General features: G+C 70.9%; 12 protein-coding genes, 3 pseudogenes and 1 riboswitch. Of the genes and pseudogenes, 12 read left to right on the top strand and 3 right to left on the bottom strand.

The features are described from left to right. Positions 1-18: 18 nt before the first annotated feature. Positions 19-446, top strand: a pseudogene (locus UCD39_RS28360) (IS3 family transposase); the annotation flags it as partial. On the opposite strand, the gene UCD39_RS28355 reads toward UCD39_RS28360, so the two are convergent. Further along, the gene (locus UCD39_RS28355) at positions 407-598 is read right to left on the bottom strand and encodes a hypothetical protein (RefSeq protein ID WP_330498955.1); all 192 of its coding nucleotides are present in this window, start codon (positions 596-598) and stop codon (positions 407-409) included. The pseudogene UCD39_RS28360 and the gene UCD39_RS28355 overlap by 40 nt on opposite strands. Position 599: 1 nt before the next feature. Next, positions 600-818, top strand: a riboswitch (cobalamin riboswitch). Positions 819-951: 133 nt separating this feature from the next. Here UCD39_RS28355 and cobW point away from each other — a divergent pair. The 6 genes from cobW (at position 952) to cobJ (ending at position 9525) form a co-directional block, all read left to right on the top strand. After that, entirely contained in the window at positions 952-2001 is a 1050-nt protein-coding gene (gene cobW / locus UCD39_RS28350; RefSeq protein ID WP_330498944.1) for a cobalamin biosynthesis protein CobW, read from the top strand. 165 nt (positions 2002-2166) lie between these two features. Beyond that, positions 2167-5868, top strand: a complete 3702-nt coding sequence (cobN, locus tag UCD39_RS28345; RefSeq protein ID WP_330498943.1) for a cobaltochelatase subunit CobN — start codon at positions 2167-2169, stop codon at positions 5866-5868. Further along, complete coding sequence (gene cobG, locus UCD39_RS28340) at positions 5865-7235, top strand: precorrin-3B synthase (protein WP_330498942.1); 1371 nt, start codon at positions 5865-5867, stop codon at positions 7233-7235. Before cobN ends, cobG begins: the two co-directional genes overlap by 4 nt. A gap of 14 nt (positions 7236-7249) precedes the next feature. Then, positions 7250-7930 (top strand): precorrin-8X methylmutase, encoded by a 681-nt coding sequence (locus UCD39_RS28335; protein WP_330498941.1) that lies wholly within the window; start codon positions 7250-7252, stop codon positions 7928-7930. Positions 7931-7936: 6 nt separating this feature from the next. Then, a complete protein-coding gene (locus tag UCD39_RS28330; protein WP_330498940.1) occupies positions 7937-8743 on the top strand; it encodes a precorrin-2 C(20)-methyltransferase in 807 nt (268 codons plus the stop codon). Then, entirely contained in the window at positions 8740-9525 is a 786-nt protein-coding gene (cobJ, locus tag UCD39_RS28325) for a precorrin-3B C(17)-methyltransferase (protein WP_330498939.1), read from the top strand. Before UCD39_RS28330 ends, cobJ begins: the two co-directional genes overlap by 4 nt. On the opposite strand, the gene UCD39_RS28320 is transcribed toward cobJ, so the two are convergent. Then, complete coding sequence (locus UCD39_RS28320) at positions 9501-10244, bottom strand: cobalt-precorrin-6A reductase (RefSeq protein WP_330498938.1); 744 nt, start codon at positions 10242-10244, stop codon at positions 9501-9503. The two genes, cobJ and UCD39_RS28320, sit on opposite strands and share 25 nt — an antisense overlap. Positions 10245-10273: 29 nt before the next feature. Here UCD39_RS28320 and cbiE point away from each other — a divergent pair. The 3 genes and pseudogenes from cbiE (at position 10274) to cobM (ending at position 12676) form a co-directional block, all read left to right on the top strand. Then, positions 10274-11496 (top strand): annotated as a pseudogene (gene cbiE / locus UCD39_RS28315) (precorrin-6y C5,15-methyltransferase (decarboxylating) subunit CbiE). Continuing rightward, positions 11493-11918, top strand: a complete 426-nt coding sequence (locus UCD39_RS28310; protein WP_330498937.1) for a cobalamin biosynthesis protein — start codon at positions 11493-11495, stop codon at positions 11916-11918. Before cbiE ends, UCD39_RS28310 begins: the two are co-directional and overlap by 4 nt. Then, entirely contained in the window at positions 11915-12676 is a 762-nt protein-coding gene (gene cobM / locus UCD39_RS28305; RefSeq protein ID WP_330498936.1) for a precorrin-4 C(11)-methyltransferase, read from the top strand. The genes UCD39_RS28310 and cobM overlap by 4 nt, the downstream gene beginning before the upstream one ends. On the opposite strand, the gene UCD39_RS28300 is transcribed toward cobM, so the two are convergent. Continuing rightward, entirely contained in the window at positions 12655-13812 is a 1158-nt protein-coding gene (locus tag UCD39_RS28300) for a cobalt-precorrin-5B (C(1))-methyltransferase (RefSeq protein ID WP_330498935.1), read from the bottom strand. The two genes, cobM and UCD39_RS28300, sit on opposite strands and share 22 nt — an antisense overlap. On the opposite strand from UCD39_RS28300, the gene cobA reads away from it, so the two are divergent. Both cobA and UCD39_RS28710 read left to right on the top strand, forming a co-directional pair. Continuing rightward, positions 13811-14599, top strand: coding sequence for a uroporphyrinogen-III C-methyltransferase (gene cobA / locus UCD39_RS28295; RefSeq protein ID WP_330498934.1), 789 nt, complete (start codon positions 13811-13813; stop codon positions 14597-14599). The genes UCD39_RS28300 and cobA overlap by 2 nt on opposite strands. Beyond that, a pseudogene (locus tag UCD39_RS28710) lies at positions 14592-15389 on the top strand (cobyrinic acid a,c-diamide synthase CobB); the annotation flags it as partial. The gene cobA and the pseudogene UCD39_RS28710, both read left to right, overlap by 8 nt. Positions 15390-15443: the final 54 nt, after the last annotated feature.

The following is a 15443-nucleotide window of genomic DNA, read 5'->3' as shown; positions in this document are numbered from 1 at the left end:
CCGACCGACGAGGGCTGACTCTACCTCGCCGTCGTCCTCGATCTGTTCACCCGCAAGGCCATCGGATGGGCCATGCGCGATCATATGCGCACAGAATTACCTCTGGCCGCCCTCACCATGGCCATCCAGCGGCAACGACCGGCCCAAGGTCTCTTGCATCATTCCGATCGCGGCAGCCAATAAGCCTCCGGTGTCTATCGCAAGGCCTTGGAAAAACATGGGATCACCCAATCCATGAGCCGCAAGGCCAACTGCTGGGACAACGCCCCAATGGAAAGCTTCTTCGGCACCCTCAAGGACGAACTCGTCCACCAGACCCACTACACAACCCGCGATGCCGCCAAACGTGACCTATTCGCCTACATCGAAGGATACTATAATCGGCATCGCATCCACCCACTCTCGGCTACATCACCCCGGAACAGGCCGAGCGAAAGGCCGCATAACCAGGTGTCCATTTAAGCGGGGGACGCTCATGATCGCGCGCCATGCTTGCCATCACCAGAACAGCTGTGAAATTCGTATGCGCGAGTTGCAGTCCACATGACACGGCGTTGAAACCATTGATCAGCAGCCCCATCCGGGGCACTATCGACATCAAAGCTGATCCTCCGGCCGCTTGCCAATGGACGGGGAGAATTAGGGAATCCGGTCCGAAGGCGGAGTTTTCACCGCAACTGTGCACGGAGAGAGTCCCACTACTACCGCCACGATGGGCCGGTGGTTGAAATCCACTGTCCAACGGATTCGGATCCTGGCCGGGAAAGGCCGCACCAGGGACCGCAAGTCAGGAGACCAGCCCTCGCGAAGATCCACATCCGATCCGCCGGGGATGGCGGATAGAGGGAACGGTTACACGGTCCAGCTGTACGGGTCTGGTCAGCCCATCCTGAGGAGCCGCCCCGGCAGCGCCGATCCACACCCGTTTTTCCATTGATCGAAAGGCGCGTTATGCCCACCCCCACAGCCAAGATATCCGCCACCGTCATCACCGGCTTCCTCGGCGCCGGCAAGACCACGCTGATCCGCAGCCTGCTGCAAAACCCGGGCGGCCGCAAGCTGGCCCTGATCATCAACGAGTTCGGCGATGTCGGTGTGGACGGCGCGGTGCTGAAGGGCTGTGGCGAGGCGGCCTGCCCGGAGGATCGGGTGATCGAATTGGCCAACGGCTGCCTGTGCTGCACCGTGGCGGATGATTTCGTGCCGGCGCTGCAAACGCTGCTGAAGCGTGCCGACCCACCAGATCACATTATCATCGAGACCAGCGGCCTGGCCCTGCCCAAGCCACTGGTACGCGCCTTTACGTGGCCGGCCGTGCGTTCGCGTGCCACTGTGGACGGCGTGGTGGCGGTGGTGGCGGCCGACGCTGTGGCCGAGGGCCGCTTCGCCCCCAATGCGGAGGCCCTGGCGCGGCAGAAGGCGGCCATGGAGGCCGGCGACGCCACGGTGGAACACGAGACCCCGGTGCAGGAGGTGTTCGAGGACCAGGTGCTGTGCGCCGACCTAATCCTGGTCAGCAAGATCGACCTGGTGGACGAGGTCGGCCTCACCGCCGTGGCCGACACCGTGCGCGCCCTGCGTCCCAATGCCCCACCCCTGGTGCGCGTGGCCCATGGCGATGTCGATCCCGATGTGTTGCTGGGCCTGTCAGCCGCTGCCGAGGCTGACCTGGACGCCCGAATCAGCCATCATGATAATGAGGAAGAGCACGACCACGACGACTTCACCAGCTTCGTCGTCGACCTCCCTCCGCAGGCCGATCCCGAAGCCCTAGCTCGCCGCCTGGCCGAGGTCGCCCAGCGTTTCGGCATCCTGCGCCTCAAGGGCTTTGTCGACGTGCCGAGCAAGCCCATGCGCCTGCTGGTCCAGGGTGTGGGCGCCCGCATCCAGACCAGCTATGACCGGCTGTGGGCGCCAGACGAGGCACGGCGCAGCCGGTTGGTGGTGATCGGCGAAACCGGCCTGGACAGGACGGCCATCGAGGCAACACTGGCCAACTGACGGGCAGATGGGCGACGCGGTTGGGCATGGACGCAAAGCTATGCCCTGGTCCAACCCACCTCTTGACCCAATCCGCCTGTTGAATGGATGGCGTATAGAGGTTAGAGCGGCATAACGCTCGCTTTTCGTCTCTATAGAGTAGTCACACAGGGTCCCGCCCTTCCCATGCACCTGCTGCCCACCCAGGCCGAGGATCTGCTGGCATCCCCCCAGGCGGAAGATTTGGGGCAGACGCCGGCGGACTGCGTGCTGCTGTCCTTTTCCGACAGTGACCTGTCGGCGGTGGCGGCCGCCTACCATGGCTTGGGTGCTGTCCCTTGGCGGCCCACGCTGCGCCTGGCTAACCTGTCGCGCCTGGGTCATCCACTGTCCGTCGACCTGTATGTTGAGAGCGTGGTGGCGCGGGCGCGCTTGGTCATCCTGCGCTTGAACGGTGGTGCCGCCTACTGGCGCTATGGTCTGGAGCAGGTGGCGGAGACATGCCGCGCCCAAGGCATTCCCCTGGCCGCCCTTCCCGGCGAGGCCAAGGCCGATCCCGGCCTGGACGCTGCCTGCACCGTGGATATGGATACCGCGCGCCGGCTGTGGCGCTGCTTCGTCGAAGGAGGGCCACGGAACATGGCCCGCCTGCTGGCCCTGACCGCCCATCTGGTGGGTCAGGCGGCGCCGGCCGACCTGGTGGCGGGGGAGCCCGAGCCCCTGCCCCGCTTCGGCCGCTATCAAGGTTGGACTCCCAAGGCGCTAGGCGAAGGCCTCTCCACCCGCCCGAGCATCGCCCTGGTCTTTTATCGGTCCTACCTGCAAGCCGGCAATCTCGCCCCCCTGCATGCCGTGGCCGACGCGCTGGTTCGGCGCGGCCTGGCGCCCCACCTCTATTATGCGGCCAGCCTGAAGGAAGCCGACGCCGCTCGCTGGCTGACGGCCGAACTCGCGACTCTACGGCCCGCCGTGGTGCTGAACGCCACCGTCTTTTCCGCCCGGCAAGGCCCCGACGACGCCTCCCCCCTGGATGCGGCCGGCGTGCCGGTGGTGCAGGTCACCCTGTCGACGGGATCGGAGACGCTGTGGGAAAAGGCCCATGCCGGACTGGGCCCCGCCGACCTGGCCATGAACGTGGTACTGCCGGAGATGGATGGGCGCCTGGCCGGCCCGGCCATCGCCTTCAAGGCGGCGGCGGACTGGGACCCCGCGCTGGAATACGCCCCCATGGTCAGCCGCCCCCGCGCCGACCGTGTGGAGGCGCTGGCCGGCCAGGCGGCCGCCTGGGCCCGCCTGGCGACCACACCGCCGGCTGGGCGCCGCATGGCCCTGGTGCTGTCCGACTATCCCGCACGCGGCGGCATCGGCCTCGCCCTGGGGCTGGACACGCCGGCCAGCACCCTGGCCATGCTGGCGGCCCTGGCCGATGCCGGTTATGGGGTGAGCGATGTGCCGGCTGACGGCACCACCCTGATGGCGAGCCTGCGGCGGCCAGTGGACACCCAGGCGTCGGGCTTGAGTTTGGCGGACTATGCCCGTCTTATGGATGCATCGGCGCTGGCCGCTATCACTGACCGCTGGGGCCCGCCCGCAGCCGACCCGCTGGCGCACGATGGCGCCTTACGCTTCCGCGTCCTGCGGTGTGGCAACCTGCTGGTGGCGGTGCAGCCCAGCCGGGGCCATGGTGCTATCGACAGCGCCGCCCATCACGACCCCGACACCCCGCCCAGCCATGGCTACGCCGCCTTTCATCTGTGGTTGCGTCATGTCGCGGACATCCATGCCCTGGTCCAGGTGGGGGCCCATGGCACGCTGGAATGGCTGCCGGGTAAGGCCGTGGTCTTGTCCGCCGATTGCTGGCCAGAGCGACTGGCCGGCTCCCTGCCCGTCCTCTATCCCTACATCGCCACCAATCCGGGGGAGGGCGTGCAGGCCCGCCGCCGCCTGGGCGCCGTGCTGGTAGGCCACCTGCCGCCGCCGCCGGTACCAGCCGGCCTCTATGGCGACCTGGCGGAGTTGGAGCAGGCGCTGGACGAATACGCCCAGGCGCAAAGCCTGGATCCGCGCCGCCTGCCCGGCTTGCGTGCCCGCATCCGCGACCTGGCATGGCAAGCCGGCGTCGCCCGTGATCTGAACTTGGCCCAGGACCCCACCACGGGCGACCTGCCCGACGACGCCTTGGCCCGGCTGGACGCCCATCTCTGCGACATCAAGGAAATGCAGATCCGTGATGGCCTGCATATCTTCGGGACCGCACCGGACGACGATGCCCAAGCCAGCTTCCTGGCCGCCATGGCCCGCTTCCCCCGCCGGGGCCAGCCGGCGCTGACCGAGGCGCTGGCCCGCGACCTGGGCCTGGCCGGCACGTTGGAGGACCTGTTCGGAGGGGAAGCCTCCGCCCCCTGGCCCCACCCCCTGCCCCCCGTGTTGGCAGCGCTGGCCGGGGCGGTTCCCAACGCGGGCCGGGTGCGGGCCGCGCTGGATGGAATGGTGCGGGATCTGGTGGCGGGCAAGATCATTCCAGATACGGAATGGCAAAAGATTCGCTTGGGCCTGTCCGCTCTGCATGCCGAGGTGGCACCCACCTTGGCTGCCAGCGGCCCTGCGGAAATGACGGCCCTGCTGGCCGGGTTGGATGGGCGCTTTATTGCCCCAGGTCCCGGCGGATCACCGGCGCGGGGGCGGGCCGATGTGCTGCCCACCGGCCGCAACCTTTACGCCATCGACCCCCGCGCCGTGCCCACGCCCACCGCCTGGGCCCTGGGCTGGAAAGGCGCCGACTCCGTACTGACCCGCCACCTGCAGGATCAGGGCGATTGGCCCCGCCAATTGGTGGTGGATTGCTGGGGCAGCCCCACCTTGCGGACCGGCGGCGAGGAGCTGGCCCAGGCCCTGGCCCTGATGGGCGTGCGCCCCCTGTGGGAGGCCGGTAGCGGCCGGGTGACGGGAATCGAGGTGTTGCCGGCCACGGTCCTGGGCCGGCCACGCGTGGACGTGACCTTGCGCATTTCCGGCCTGTTCCGCGACATGTTCCCGGCGCAGCTGGCGCTATTCGATCAGGCGGCGCGCAAGGTGGCGGGACTGGACGAGCCGGACGCGGTGAACCCCCTGGCTGCGGCGGTGCGGGCGGACCGCGACGCCCTGATGGCCAGCGGCCTGGACGCCCCCACGGCCGCACGCCATGCCACCGCCCGCATCTATGGCGCCGCCCCCGGTGGCTATGGCACCGGCCTGGTGCAACCGCTGGCCGCCGGCGGCTGGCGGGCGCGCGATGAGCTAGGCACCGCCTATCTCGACTCCGGCTGTCACGCCTATGGCATGAACCTCGATGGCGTGCCCCTGCCCGCGCTATTCCGCCGCCGCGTGGGCTTGGCCGACGCCCTGGTCCATATCCAGGATCAGCGTGAAACCGACGTGCTGGACAATGACGGCATGACCCAGTTCGAAGGTGGGTTCGCCGCCGCCGCCGGCCTGCTGGGCAACGACCCCATCCTTTATCATGTCGACAGCGCCGAGCCGGACCGCATCGTGCCCCGCACCCTGGTGGAGGAGGCGGCCCGGGTGGTGCGCGGCCGCGCCGCCAACCCGCGCTGGATCGACGGTCAACGCCGCCACGGCCACAGCGGTGCCGCCAACCTGGCGCGCACGGTGGATGGCGCCGTCGCCCTGGCTGCCCTGGCGGGCGCCGTGCAGTCGCATCAGGTCGACAGCCTGTTTGACGCCTATGTGGCGGATGAGGAAACCTGGGCCTTTCTAACCGACAGCAACCCGGATGCCGCCCTTCAAATCCTGGACCGCTTCGAAGAAGCCTTGCGCCGGAATCTATGGCATCCCCGGCGCAACTCGACACCTGAGGATCTGGCCCGGCTGCGCAAGGAACTGACATGACGGCCGCCACCCTAAACCCCATCAACCCGCCGCGGGTGCGGGGCGCCTGCCCAGGGGCCCTGGCGCCTATGGAGGTTGCCGACGGCCTGCTGGTACGCCTGCGCATCCCCGGCGGCAGGCTGACCGGACCTATGACGGCAGCGATAGGTGATTTGGCCAAGCGCTACGGCAACGGCCTGGTGGACTTGAGCCAGCGCGCCAACCTGCAACTGCGCGGCGTCCGCCCCGAAACGCTGTCCCCCCTGACCGACGCCCTGCGCGAGTTGGGCATGGTCGACGGCGATCCGGCGGCGGAGCGGGTGCGCAATGTGCTGTGCAGTCCCACCTGTGGCCTGGACCCGGCCTGCGCGCCGGTGCGCCCTCTGGCCCTGGCCCTGGACACCGCCCTGAGTGACAGCCCCGATCTGTGGAGCGCCCTTCCCGCCAAGTTCAGCTTTGTCCTGAACGGTGGCGGTCAAGCACCCCTGGCCCATGCCGTGGGCGACGTCCGTTTCGACGCCCTGCCCGGCACTGCCCTGTTCCGGGTGGCGGTGGGGGGTCACCAGGCGAGCGCCACGCCCCTGGGCGTCTGCGCCGCCGACGCGGTGGTGGGCACGGCCCTCACCCTGGCCCGCGCCTACCTTCACCTCTCCGCTGGCCGCTACCGGCGCCTGGCCGCCCTGGTGGCGGCGGAGGGTACGACCGGCCTGGCCGCGCACCTGTCCCTGGCGCCGCCGCCGGTCACCGCCTCTCTGCCAAGTCTGCACCTGAACCAGGTGCTGGGCGCGCAGACGGGTTGGGTGGGGCTCGCCTTCCCCTTCGGCGGGCTGAGCGTTCAACGGCTGGCGCTGATCGCCCATATGGCGCCGGCCCTGCGCCTGACACCCTGGCGCGCCCTGCTGCTGGAAGGGAATTTCAGCGGCGACCCGGCGGATATCTTCCAGCCGCTGGGCTTCATCCTGGCGCCCGATGATCCCCGCCTGGCCCTGTCGGCCTGCAGCGGTCGCGGCGCCTGTGATTCGGGACTGACGGATGCGCGGCGGGACGCGCTGGCCCTGGCCCAGGTGGCGCCCCGGCTGCTAGCGCACGGGCATATCCATGTTTCAGCCTGCGCCAAAGGCTGCGCCCACCCGGCACCGACGCTGGTCACCCTGACGGCGCGGGACAGTCAGGCGGGCAACCCGGTTTATGATATCGGCCTGCTGGCCGCCGCCGACGGGACGGCGCAATGGCGCGGCGAGACGCCGGCGCGCGCGACATCGCTGGTGGCGGCGCTCGAAGCTGTCTATACCGACCGCAGGCGGCAGGATGAGGATCCCACCGCCTTCATCACCCGCCTGGGCGGACCAGCCGAACTGGCCACCCTGATCGAGGCCCGTGCCGTGTAAAGGAATGCCCGCCGTTGTCCAGCCCTGAGTCGCCTAGCCCCGGCGCGCCCCTTTCCCCGGTTCCGGTACGGTATGACTACATCCGCGACGGGGCCGCCATCTATGCCCGATCCTTCGCCATCATTCGGGAAGAGGCCAGGCTGGATCACCTGCCGGAGGATTTGCGCGCCGTGGCCGTGCGCATCATCCATGCGGCGGGCTTGGTCGAGACGGCCGATCACCTGTTGTTCTCGCCAGACGTCGGCACTGCCGCCCGGGGCGCCTTGCGCGCCGGCGCGCCCATCCTGTGCGACGCCCAGATGGTGGCGCACGGCGTCACCCGCGCCCGCCTGCCGGCCGATAACGCCGTGATCTGTACCCTGACCGACCCCACCGTGCCCGCCCTGGCGCAGGACCTGGGCACCACCCGCTCGGCGGCCGCGCTGGAACTGTGGCGCCCTCATCTGGCGGGATCGGTGGTAGCCATCGGCAACGCGCCCACGGCCCTGTTCTATCTGCTGGAGATGATCGCGGCCGGTGCGCCCCGTCCTGCCGCCATCCTGGGCTTCCCCGTGGGCTTCGTCGGCGCGGCCGAGAGCAAGGACGCCCTGGCCGCCAACCCCTGGGGCCTCCCCTATCTGGCCGTGGCCGGGCGGCGGGGCGGCAGCGCCATGGCGGCAGCGGCGGTCAACGCCCTGGCCTCTGACCGGGAGTGAGAGCCCATGTCCCCCATCACCCCTGGCACGCTTTACGGCATTGGCACCGGCCCCGGTGACCCGGAACTGATGACCCTGAAGGCGGTACGCCTGCTGCGCTCCTGCCCGGTGGTCGCGTATTTCGCCAAACGCGGCGGGCCTGGCCAGGCGCGGCGTATCGTGGCCAGCCACCTGGACGGCACCCAGCACGAGGTGCCTATGGTCTATCCCGTCACCACCGAACTGCCGCCCGACAGCCCGGCCTATGCCGCCGCCATCGAAGGCTTTTTCGACGAGTCCGCCGAGCGTCTGGCCTCCCTGCTGGCGGCGGGCCAGTCGGTGGCGGTGCTGAACGAGGGGGACCCGTTCTTCTACGGGTCCTATATGCATCTGCATCTACGCCTGGCCCCCCGCTTCACTGTGGAGGTGGTGCCGGGTGTGCCTTCGCTGCTGGGCTGCGCCGCGCAATTGCCCATCCCGCTGACCATCCGCGACGACGTGCTGTCCGTCATCCCCGGCACCCTTGGGGAGGCGGCGCTGGCCGAGGCCCTGTCGCGGGCAGACGCGGCGGCGGTGATGAAGCTGGGCAGCAACCTGCCCAAGGTACGCCGCGTGATCGAGAGCCTGGGCCTGACCGCCCGCGCCTGGTACGTGGAGCGCGGCACGACCGAGACCCAGCGGGTTCACCCCCTGGCCCAGGCGCCGGACGTCGCCCCCTACTTCGCCATGATCCTGATCCCCGGCCAGGGCAAGCGCGGCGACGTGCTGACAGCACGCCAGGCGGCGATCCAGGCAGCGACGCCGGAGGTCGCGGCCCAGGGAGTGGCGGAATGACCGGCACCCCCATGGGCAGCCTGACCGTCATCGGCCTGGGCCCCGGCCCCGACCGGTGGCTGACGCCGGAGGTGGCGGACGTGCTGGCGCATGCCACCGACCTGGTGGGGTATGGCCCCTATCTCGACCGTATCCCCCACAGCGCCTTTCACCGCCGCCACGGCTCCGACAACCGAGTGGAGCTGTCGCGGGCGCGCCTTGCGCTGGACCTGGCGGTGTCGGGCCGCCGGGTGGCCCTGGTATCGGGCGGCGATCCCGGCGTCTTCGCCATGGCGTCCGCCCTGTTCGAGGCGCTGGAGTCCGGTGGCGACCCCGCCTGGGCCGAGGTGCCGGTGCGGGTCTGCCCCGGCGTTTCCGCCATGCTGGCCGCCGCCGCGCGCGTGGGTGCCCCCCTGGGCCATGATTTTTGCGTGCTGTCCCTGTCGGACAACCTGAAACCGTGGGATCTGGTGCTGAAGCGCCTGCGCCTGGCGGCGGAGGGCGATTTAGTCATCGCCCTTTACAACCCCATCTCCAAGGCGCGGCCCTGGCAGTTGGGGGCCGCCCTGGACACCCTGCGCACGCTCAAGGACCCGGCCACGCCGGTGGTGTTGGCCCGCGCCGTGGGCCGGCACGACGAAGACGTGACCATCACCACCCTGGCCGACTGCGACCCCGCCACGGCCGACATGCGCACCCTGGTGCTGATCGGGTCCAGCCAGACCCGGCTGCTGCCCAAGGGCGGGGACGGCGATGTCTGGGTCTACACGCCGCGCAGCTATGCGGCGGTGGGGGACAGGTGAGCCGCCAGCCAGGCCATAGCGTCGGACGCGGCGTAAAAGCGGGGTGCCGTTCCCGCCGGCGGCCGGTCGACCATGACCACGGGCAGGCCCAAGGCCCGTGCGGCGTCCAGCTTGGCCGCCGTGGCATCGCCGCCACTGTTCTTCGTCACCAGGGTACCGACGCCGTGGGCGCGCATGAGGGCTATTTCACTGTCCAGCGTGTAAGGCCCACGGTCCAGGACCACGACGGCGCCAGCCGGCAGGATGTCCGGCGAGTCCACCACGCGCACCAGGAATCGCCGGTCCAGGTCCAGGAAGGGCTCCAATTCCTGCCGGCCAACGGTCAGGAAGACGGTATCGGGCAGATCGGTCAGCGCCCCGGCCGCCGCATCCATTGTCCTTACCAGGCGCCAGTCATCGCCCTCCCTGGCCGTCCACGACCGGCGGGTCAGCACGGCCAAGGGCACACCGGCGGTGGCGCAGGCCGCTTCGGCATTGGCGCTGATCCGGTCGGCGAAAGGATGGGTCGCATCGATCACCGCTTGGACGCTTTCTGCCCTCAGATAATCCACCAAGCCCTGCGCACCGCCGAAGCCGCCGACGCGGGTGGGCAGCGGCTGCGGCGCCGGCACCTGTGTGCGGCCGGCCAGCGACAGGGTGGCCTGGAAACGGGCGTCGCCCGCCAGCAGCCCCGCCAGCTGCCGCGCCTCCGTCGTGCCGCCCAGGACCAGTACCCGCATCAGCCCACCTTCCCCACCGTGTGCCCGCCATGACTAGCACCCCCGCCCCCTGGCTGACCATCGTGGGCATTGGCGAGGATGGCTGGGAGGGCCTGGCGCCCCCCGCCCGTGCCGCCGTGACCGAGGCCGCGCTGGTGGTTGGCGGCGTTCGCCACCTGGCCCTGGTGCCGGAGGCGACGGGGCAGGAGCGTCTGGCCTGGCCCAGCCCGCTCAGCGACGCCTTCCCCGCCCTGCTGGCCCGGCGCGGGCAAAAGGTGACGGTGCTGGCCAGCGGCGACCCGCACTGGTTCGGCATCGGCGCCACGCTGGCCCGCCTGGTGCCGGCCAAGGAGACGCGGGCGTTCCCGGCGTCTGGCGCCTTCACCCTGGCGGCATCCCGACTGGGCTGGGCATTGCAGGAGGTGGCCTGCCTGTCACTGCACGGCCGTCCGTTGGAAACCGTCATCCCCCACCTATTCCCCGGGTCGCGGTTGCTGCTGCTGAGCTGGGACGGCACCACGCCGGCCAAGCTGGCGGCCCTGCTACGCCAGCGCGGCTTTGGGCCCAGCACCCTGACAGTGCTTGAGGCCATGGGCGGCCCGCGCGAGCGGATCAGCGCCGCCGCCGCCGAGGAATGGCAGGACGGCGACGTCCAGGACCTGAACACCATCGCGCTGACCTGCGCCATCACCCCCGGCGCCCGGGTGCTGCCGCGCGGCCCCGGCCTGCACGACGACTGGTTCCAGCACGACGGCAAGATCACCAAGCGCGAGGTGCGGGCCGTGGTCCTGTCCCACCTGGCGCCGGGCCGGGGGAGATTCTGTGGGACGTGGGCGCCGGGTCAGGCTCCATCGCCATCGAATGGTTGCTGGCCGATCCCGCCAACCGCGCCGTGGCGGTGGAAAGCCGGACTGACCGCACGGATTCCATCCGCGCCAACGCCCTGAGCTTTGGCGTGCCCGGCCTGTCCGTGCGCGAGGGCGCAGCGCCGGACGCGCTGGCGGACCTGCCCCGGCCGGATGCCATTTTCATCGGCGGCGGCCTGACCGGTGCCGGCGTGGTGGAGGCGTGCTGGCAGGCGCTGCGCCCCGGCGGCCGGCTGGTGGCCACGGCGGTGACCCTGGAGACGGAGGCTGCACTTTCCCAATGGCACACCACGCTGGGCGGGTCGCTGACGCGGCTGTCGGTGGAGCGCGCGGTGCCCCTGGGGAATTTCCGCGGCTGGCGGCCCCTGATGCCCGTCACCCTGTGGCGCGCGGACAAGCCATCATGACCGCCCTACCCACCCCCCGTCTTCCCGCCCCCTGGGCCATCGGCATGGGCTGTCGCCAGGATGTCGACGCCGCGGAGATCCAGGATCTCTTGGCCCAGGCGTTCAGGCACCTGGACTGGAGCGCACCGCCGGAAGGCCTGGTGCTCTGCACCCTGGCCGGCAAGGCGACGGAGCCGGCGTTGGTCCAGGCGGCGGCCCTGCTGAAGGTGCCCCTGGCGGGCCTGGACCCCATCGCCCTGCAAACCGTGACCACCCTCACCCCCAGCGCGGCACCCGGCCACGGCCTACCCCCGGTGGCGGAGGCGGCAGCCCTGGTCGCCTGCGGCGCCCCCGGCAACCCACGGGCCCGCTTGGTCCTGCCCCGCATCCAGGGGCCGGCCAGCACCTGCGCCGTAGCCTGTTCCGAAGGCATTCTCCCATGACCGTGCATTTCATCGGCGCCGGCCCCGGCGCGCCCGACCTGCTGACCCTGCGCGGCCGCGACCTAATCGCCCGCTGCCCCGTCTGCCTCTACGCCGGGTCGCTGGTGCCGGCCGCCGTGCTGGCCCATGCCCCGGCGGACGCCCGCATCGTCGACACGGCCCCACTGTCGCTGGAGGAAATCGTGGCAGAGTTCCAGGCGGCCCACGCCGCCGGCCAGGACGTGGCCCGCCTGCATTCCGGCGACCTGTCGGTCTACAGCGCTCTGGGCGAACAGGCGCGCGCCCTGAAGGACCTGGGCATCCCCTACACCATCACGCCCGGTGTGCCGGCCTTCGCCGCCGCCGCCGCCGCCCTGGGCCGGGAATTGACCCTGCCGGAGGTCAGCCAGACCCTGGTCATCACCCGCACCAGCGGCCGGGCATCGGCCATGCCGGCCAATGAGACGTTGGAGGTACTGGGCCAGTCCGGCGCCACGCTGGCCATCCACCTGTCCATCCATGTCATCGACCAGGTCGTGGCGCGTCTGGCCCCGCTGTACGGCGCCAAGTGCCCGGCGGCGGTGGTCTACCGCGCCTCCTGGCCCGAGGAACGTGTGCTGCGCGGCACCCTGGCCGACATCGGCGTCCAGGTGGCCGCCAATCCCATCGACCGTACCGCCTTGATCCTGGTGGGCCGGACACTGGGGACGGAGGATTTCCGCGCCAGCGCCCTGTATGATGCCGGGTATCAGCGGCGCTATCGCGGGAGGGGGGAGTGAGTGCCCGCCAAGCCGCCAGCCTGACCGATGATGCCGCCCTGGCGGTCAATGACCAGGACGTCGACGGAGATGGGCGCATCCCCCAACACCCCCACCGCCACGTCCCGCGCCATCGTCGCCACCCGGTCTGCCACGGCCAAGCCGGCGGCATCGGCCAAGTGCAGCACCTGCAGAGCGGTATTGGCGCCCCGCGCCTGGGCCAGCAGGTCGGCATCGGCGCCGAGATCGGCCAGCACGCCGGCCAGCCAGCCCAAATCAACCGCGTGGCGCTTGGAATGAAGGTCCATCAGGCCCCGGGCCAGCTTGCCCAGCTTGGCGAAGCCGCCGGCGATGGTCAGGCGCGGCACGGGATGACGGCGCAGGTACTTGAGCGTGCCGCCGGCGAAATCGCCCATGTCCAGCAGGGCCTGTCCGGACAAGCCATAATGCCGGGCCACCGTCGCCTCCGACGTGCGGCCGGTGCAGGCGGCAACGTGGGGCAGGCCGGCCGCTCGGGCCACGTCCACGCCCCGGTGGATGCTGGCGATCCAGGCACCGCAGGAATAGGGCACGACGATGCCGGTGGTGCCCAGCACCGACAGGCCGCCGACGATGCCCAGGCGGCCGTTCAGGGTGCGCCGCGCCAGCGCCTCCCCATTGTCGATGCCGATTTCCACCACCAGGTCGGGGCCCAGGTCCCCAACGGCCCGGCCAGCGGCCTGGGCCGCCGCCGTCACCGCCGCGCGGATCATGGCGCGGGGCACGGGGTTGATGGCGGGTTCGCCGACCGGCAGGGGCAGGCCCGGCAGGGTCACGGTGCCGACGCCGGGACCCGCGCGAAAGACGACCCCACCCCCGTCCACCCCCACCCGGACCCGGGCCCGCACCAGAGCGCCATGGGTCACGTCCGGATCATCGCCCGCGTCCTTGATCACGCCCGCCTCGGCCCAGCCGTCCCCCCTGGCCGTCACGGCCAGGGCGAAGGCTGGCTGTTGCCCGCCGGGCAGGGTGATGGTCACCGGATCCGGGAAGTCGCAGCCGAACAGGGCGGCCGTGGCCGCCGCCGCCGCCGCCGTGGCGCAGGCGCCGGTGGTCCAGCCGGGGCGCAGGTCGCGCCCCACCGTTCCTTCCGCATCGCTATCGCCGTTTCCATCCATGACTGACCCGACCCTGCCGCCCCTTGCCCTTCCCGTGTTCCAGCCCGGCAGCGTCTGGCTGGTGGGTGCCGGACCGGGCGACCCCGGCCTGCTGACGCTGCTGGCCCTGCATGCTCTACGCCAGGCCGACCATATCGTCTACGACGCGCTGGTGGATGAGCGCATCCTGGATTTCGCCAACCCCGGCGCGGTGAGGGAGTTCGCCGGCAAGCGCGGCGGACGGCCCTCCCCGGCGCAAGAGGATATCAGCCTGCGCCTGGTGGAACTGGGGCGCCAGGGCCTGCGCGTGCTGCGCCTGAAGGCGGGGGACCCCTTCGTCTTCGGCCGGGGGGGTGAGGAGGCGCTGGCCCTCGTGACCGCCGGTGTGCCCTTCCGCGTGGTGCCGGGCGTCACCGCCGGCCTGGCGGGGCCCGCCTATGCCGGCATTCCCGCCACCCATCGCACCGCCAACCAGGCGGTGATCCTGGCCACCGGCCATTCGGCCAGCGACGGGGCGGACTGGGCGGCCCTGGCCGCGACCAAGGCGCCGCTGATCCTGTACATGGCCTGGCGCGGTCTGGGGGACATCGCCCTGGCCCTGATGGCGGGCGGCCTGGAACCGGAAACCGCTGTGGCCGTGATCTGCGACGCCACCACCCCCCGGCAGAAGGTGCTGACCAGCACGCTGGCCAACTGCGCCCGTGACCTGGCGGACAGCGGCCTGGCGCCGCCGGCCATCATCGTCATCGGCGCCATCGCGGCCCTGCGCGGCACCCTGGACTGGCTGGGGGGCCCATCTGATGATTGATCGCGTAGCGCCGGGGCTGATCATCGCCTCCCCCGCCTCGGGCTCGGGCAAAACCACCCTGACCCTGGGCCTGCTGGCGGCCTTCCGCGCGCGCGGGATCGACGTGCGCGCCGCCAAGTCCGGCCCCGATTACATCGACCCGGCCTTCCACGCCGCCGCGTGCGGCCACCCCAGCCTGAACCTGGACAGCTGGGCTATGCCGCCAGCCTTGGTCGACAGCCTGGCGGCCCAGGCGTCGAGCAGCGGGGAGCTGTTGATCTGCGAGGCCCTGATGGGCCTGTTCGATGGCGTGGCGCGGGTGGGCGCCTGGGGCAACGGCGCCACCGCCGACATTGCCGCCCGCACCGGCTGGCCCGTGGTGCTGGTGGTGGACGGGCGCGGGGCGTCGCAGTCGGTGGCGGCGGTGGTGAAGGGCTTCGCCACCTACCGTGACGACGTGCGCGTGGCCGGCGTGGTGCTGAACAACATTGCCAGCCCCCGCCACCGCAACCTGATCGAGGGCGCCATCCTGGCGCTGGGCATACCCGTGCTGGGCGCCCTGCCACGCACCCCCGGCCATGCCTTGCCGGAGCGCCACCTGGGCCTGGTGCAGGCCTCCGAGACCGAGGCACTGACCGAACGGCTGGCCGCCCTGGGCGCCTGGGTGGCGGAGCATGTGGACCTGGATCGCCTAGCGGCCCTGGCCGTGTCCTACGCGCCGAGCATCACCACGGCCGTGGCCGCCTTGCCGCCGCCAGGCCAGCGCATCGCCCTGGCCCGCGACGCTGCCTTCAGCTTCGCCTATCCCCATGTCTTGGCTGGCTGGCGCGCGGCGGGGGCGGAAATTGTGCCGTTCTCCCCCTGG

The sequence above is a fragment of the Nitrospirillum karajorum genome (genome assembly GCF_036348415.1).
Taxonomy (GTDB): domain Bacteria; phylum Pseudomonadota; class Alphaproteobacteria; order Azospirillales; family Azospirillaceae; genus Nitrospirillum; species Nitrospirillum amazonense_B.
The sequence above is the reverse complement of the archived record's forward strand: the minus strand, read 5'-3'. Positions and strand labels throughout refer to the sequence as shown.

Bases quoted from the DNA above. Each gene is read 5' to 3' on its own strand.
- cobG (WP_330498942.1), top strand. From the start codon at position 5,865: ATGACGGCCGCCACCCTAAACCCCATCAACCCGCCGCGGGTGCGGGGC.
- UCD39_RS28320 (WP_330498938.1), bottom strand. From the start codon at position 10,244: ATGCGGGTACTGGTCCTGGGCGGCACGACGGAGGCGCGGCAGCTGGCG.
- UCD39_RS28300 (WP_330498935.1), bottom strand. From the start codon at position 13,812: ATGGATGGAAACGGCGATAGCGATGCGGAAGGAACGGTGGGGCGCGAC.
- UCD39_RS28310 (WP_330498937.1), top strand. From the start codon at position 11,493: ATGACCGCCCTACCCACCCCCCGTCTTCCCGCCCCCTGGGCCATCGGC.
- cobW (WP_330498944.1), top strand. From the start codon at position 952: ATGCCCACCCCCACAGCCAAGATATCCGCCACCGTCATCACCGGCTTC.
- cobM (WP_330498936.1), top strand. From the start codon at position 11,915: ATGACCGTGCATTTCATCGGCGCCGGCCCCGGCGCGCCCGACCTGCTG.
- cobN (WP_330498943.1), top strand. From the start codon at position 2,167: ATGCACCTGCTGCCCACCCAGGCCGAGGATCTGCTGGCATCCCCCCAG.
- cobA (WP_330498934.1), top strand. From the start codon at position 13,811: ATGACTGACCCGACCCTGCCGCCCCTTGCCCTTCCCGTGTTCCAGCCC.
- cobJ (WP_330498939.1), top strand. From the start codon at position 8,740: ATGACCGGCACCCCCATGGGCAGCCTGACCGTCATCGGCCTGGGCCCC.
- UCD39_RS28355 (WP_330498955.1), bottom strand. From the start codon at position 598: ATGTCGATAGTGCCCCGGATGGGGCTGCTGATCAATGGTTTCAACGCC.
- UCD39_RS28330 (WP_330498940.1), top strand. From the start codon at position 7,937: ATGTCCCCCATCACCCCTGGCACGCTTTACGGCATTGGCACCGGCCCC.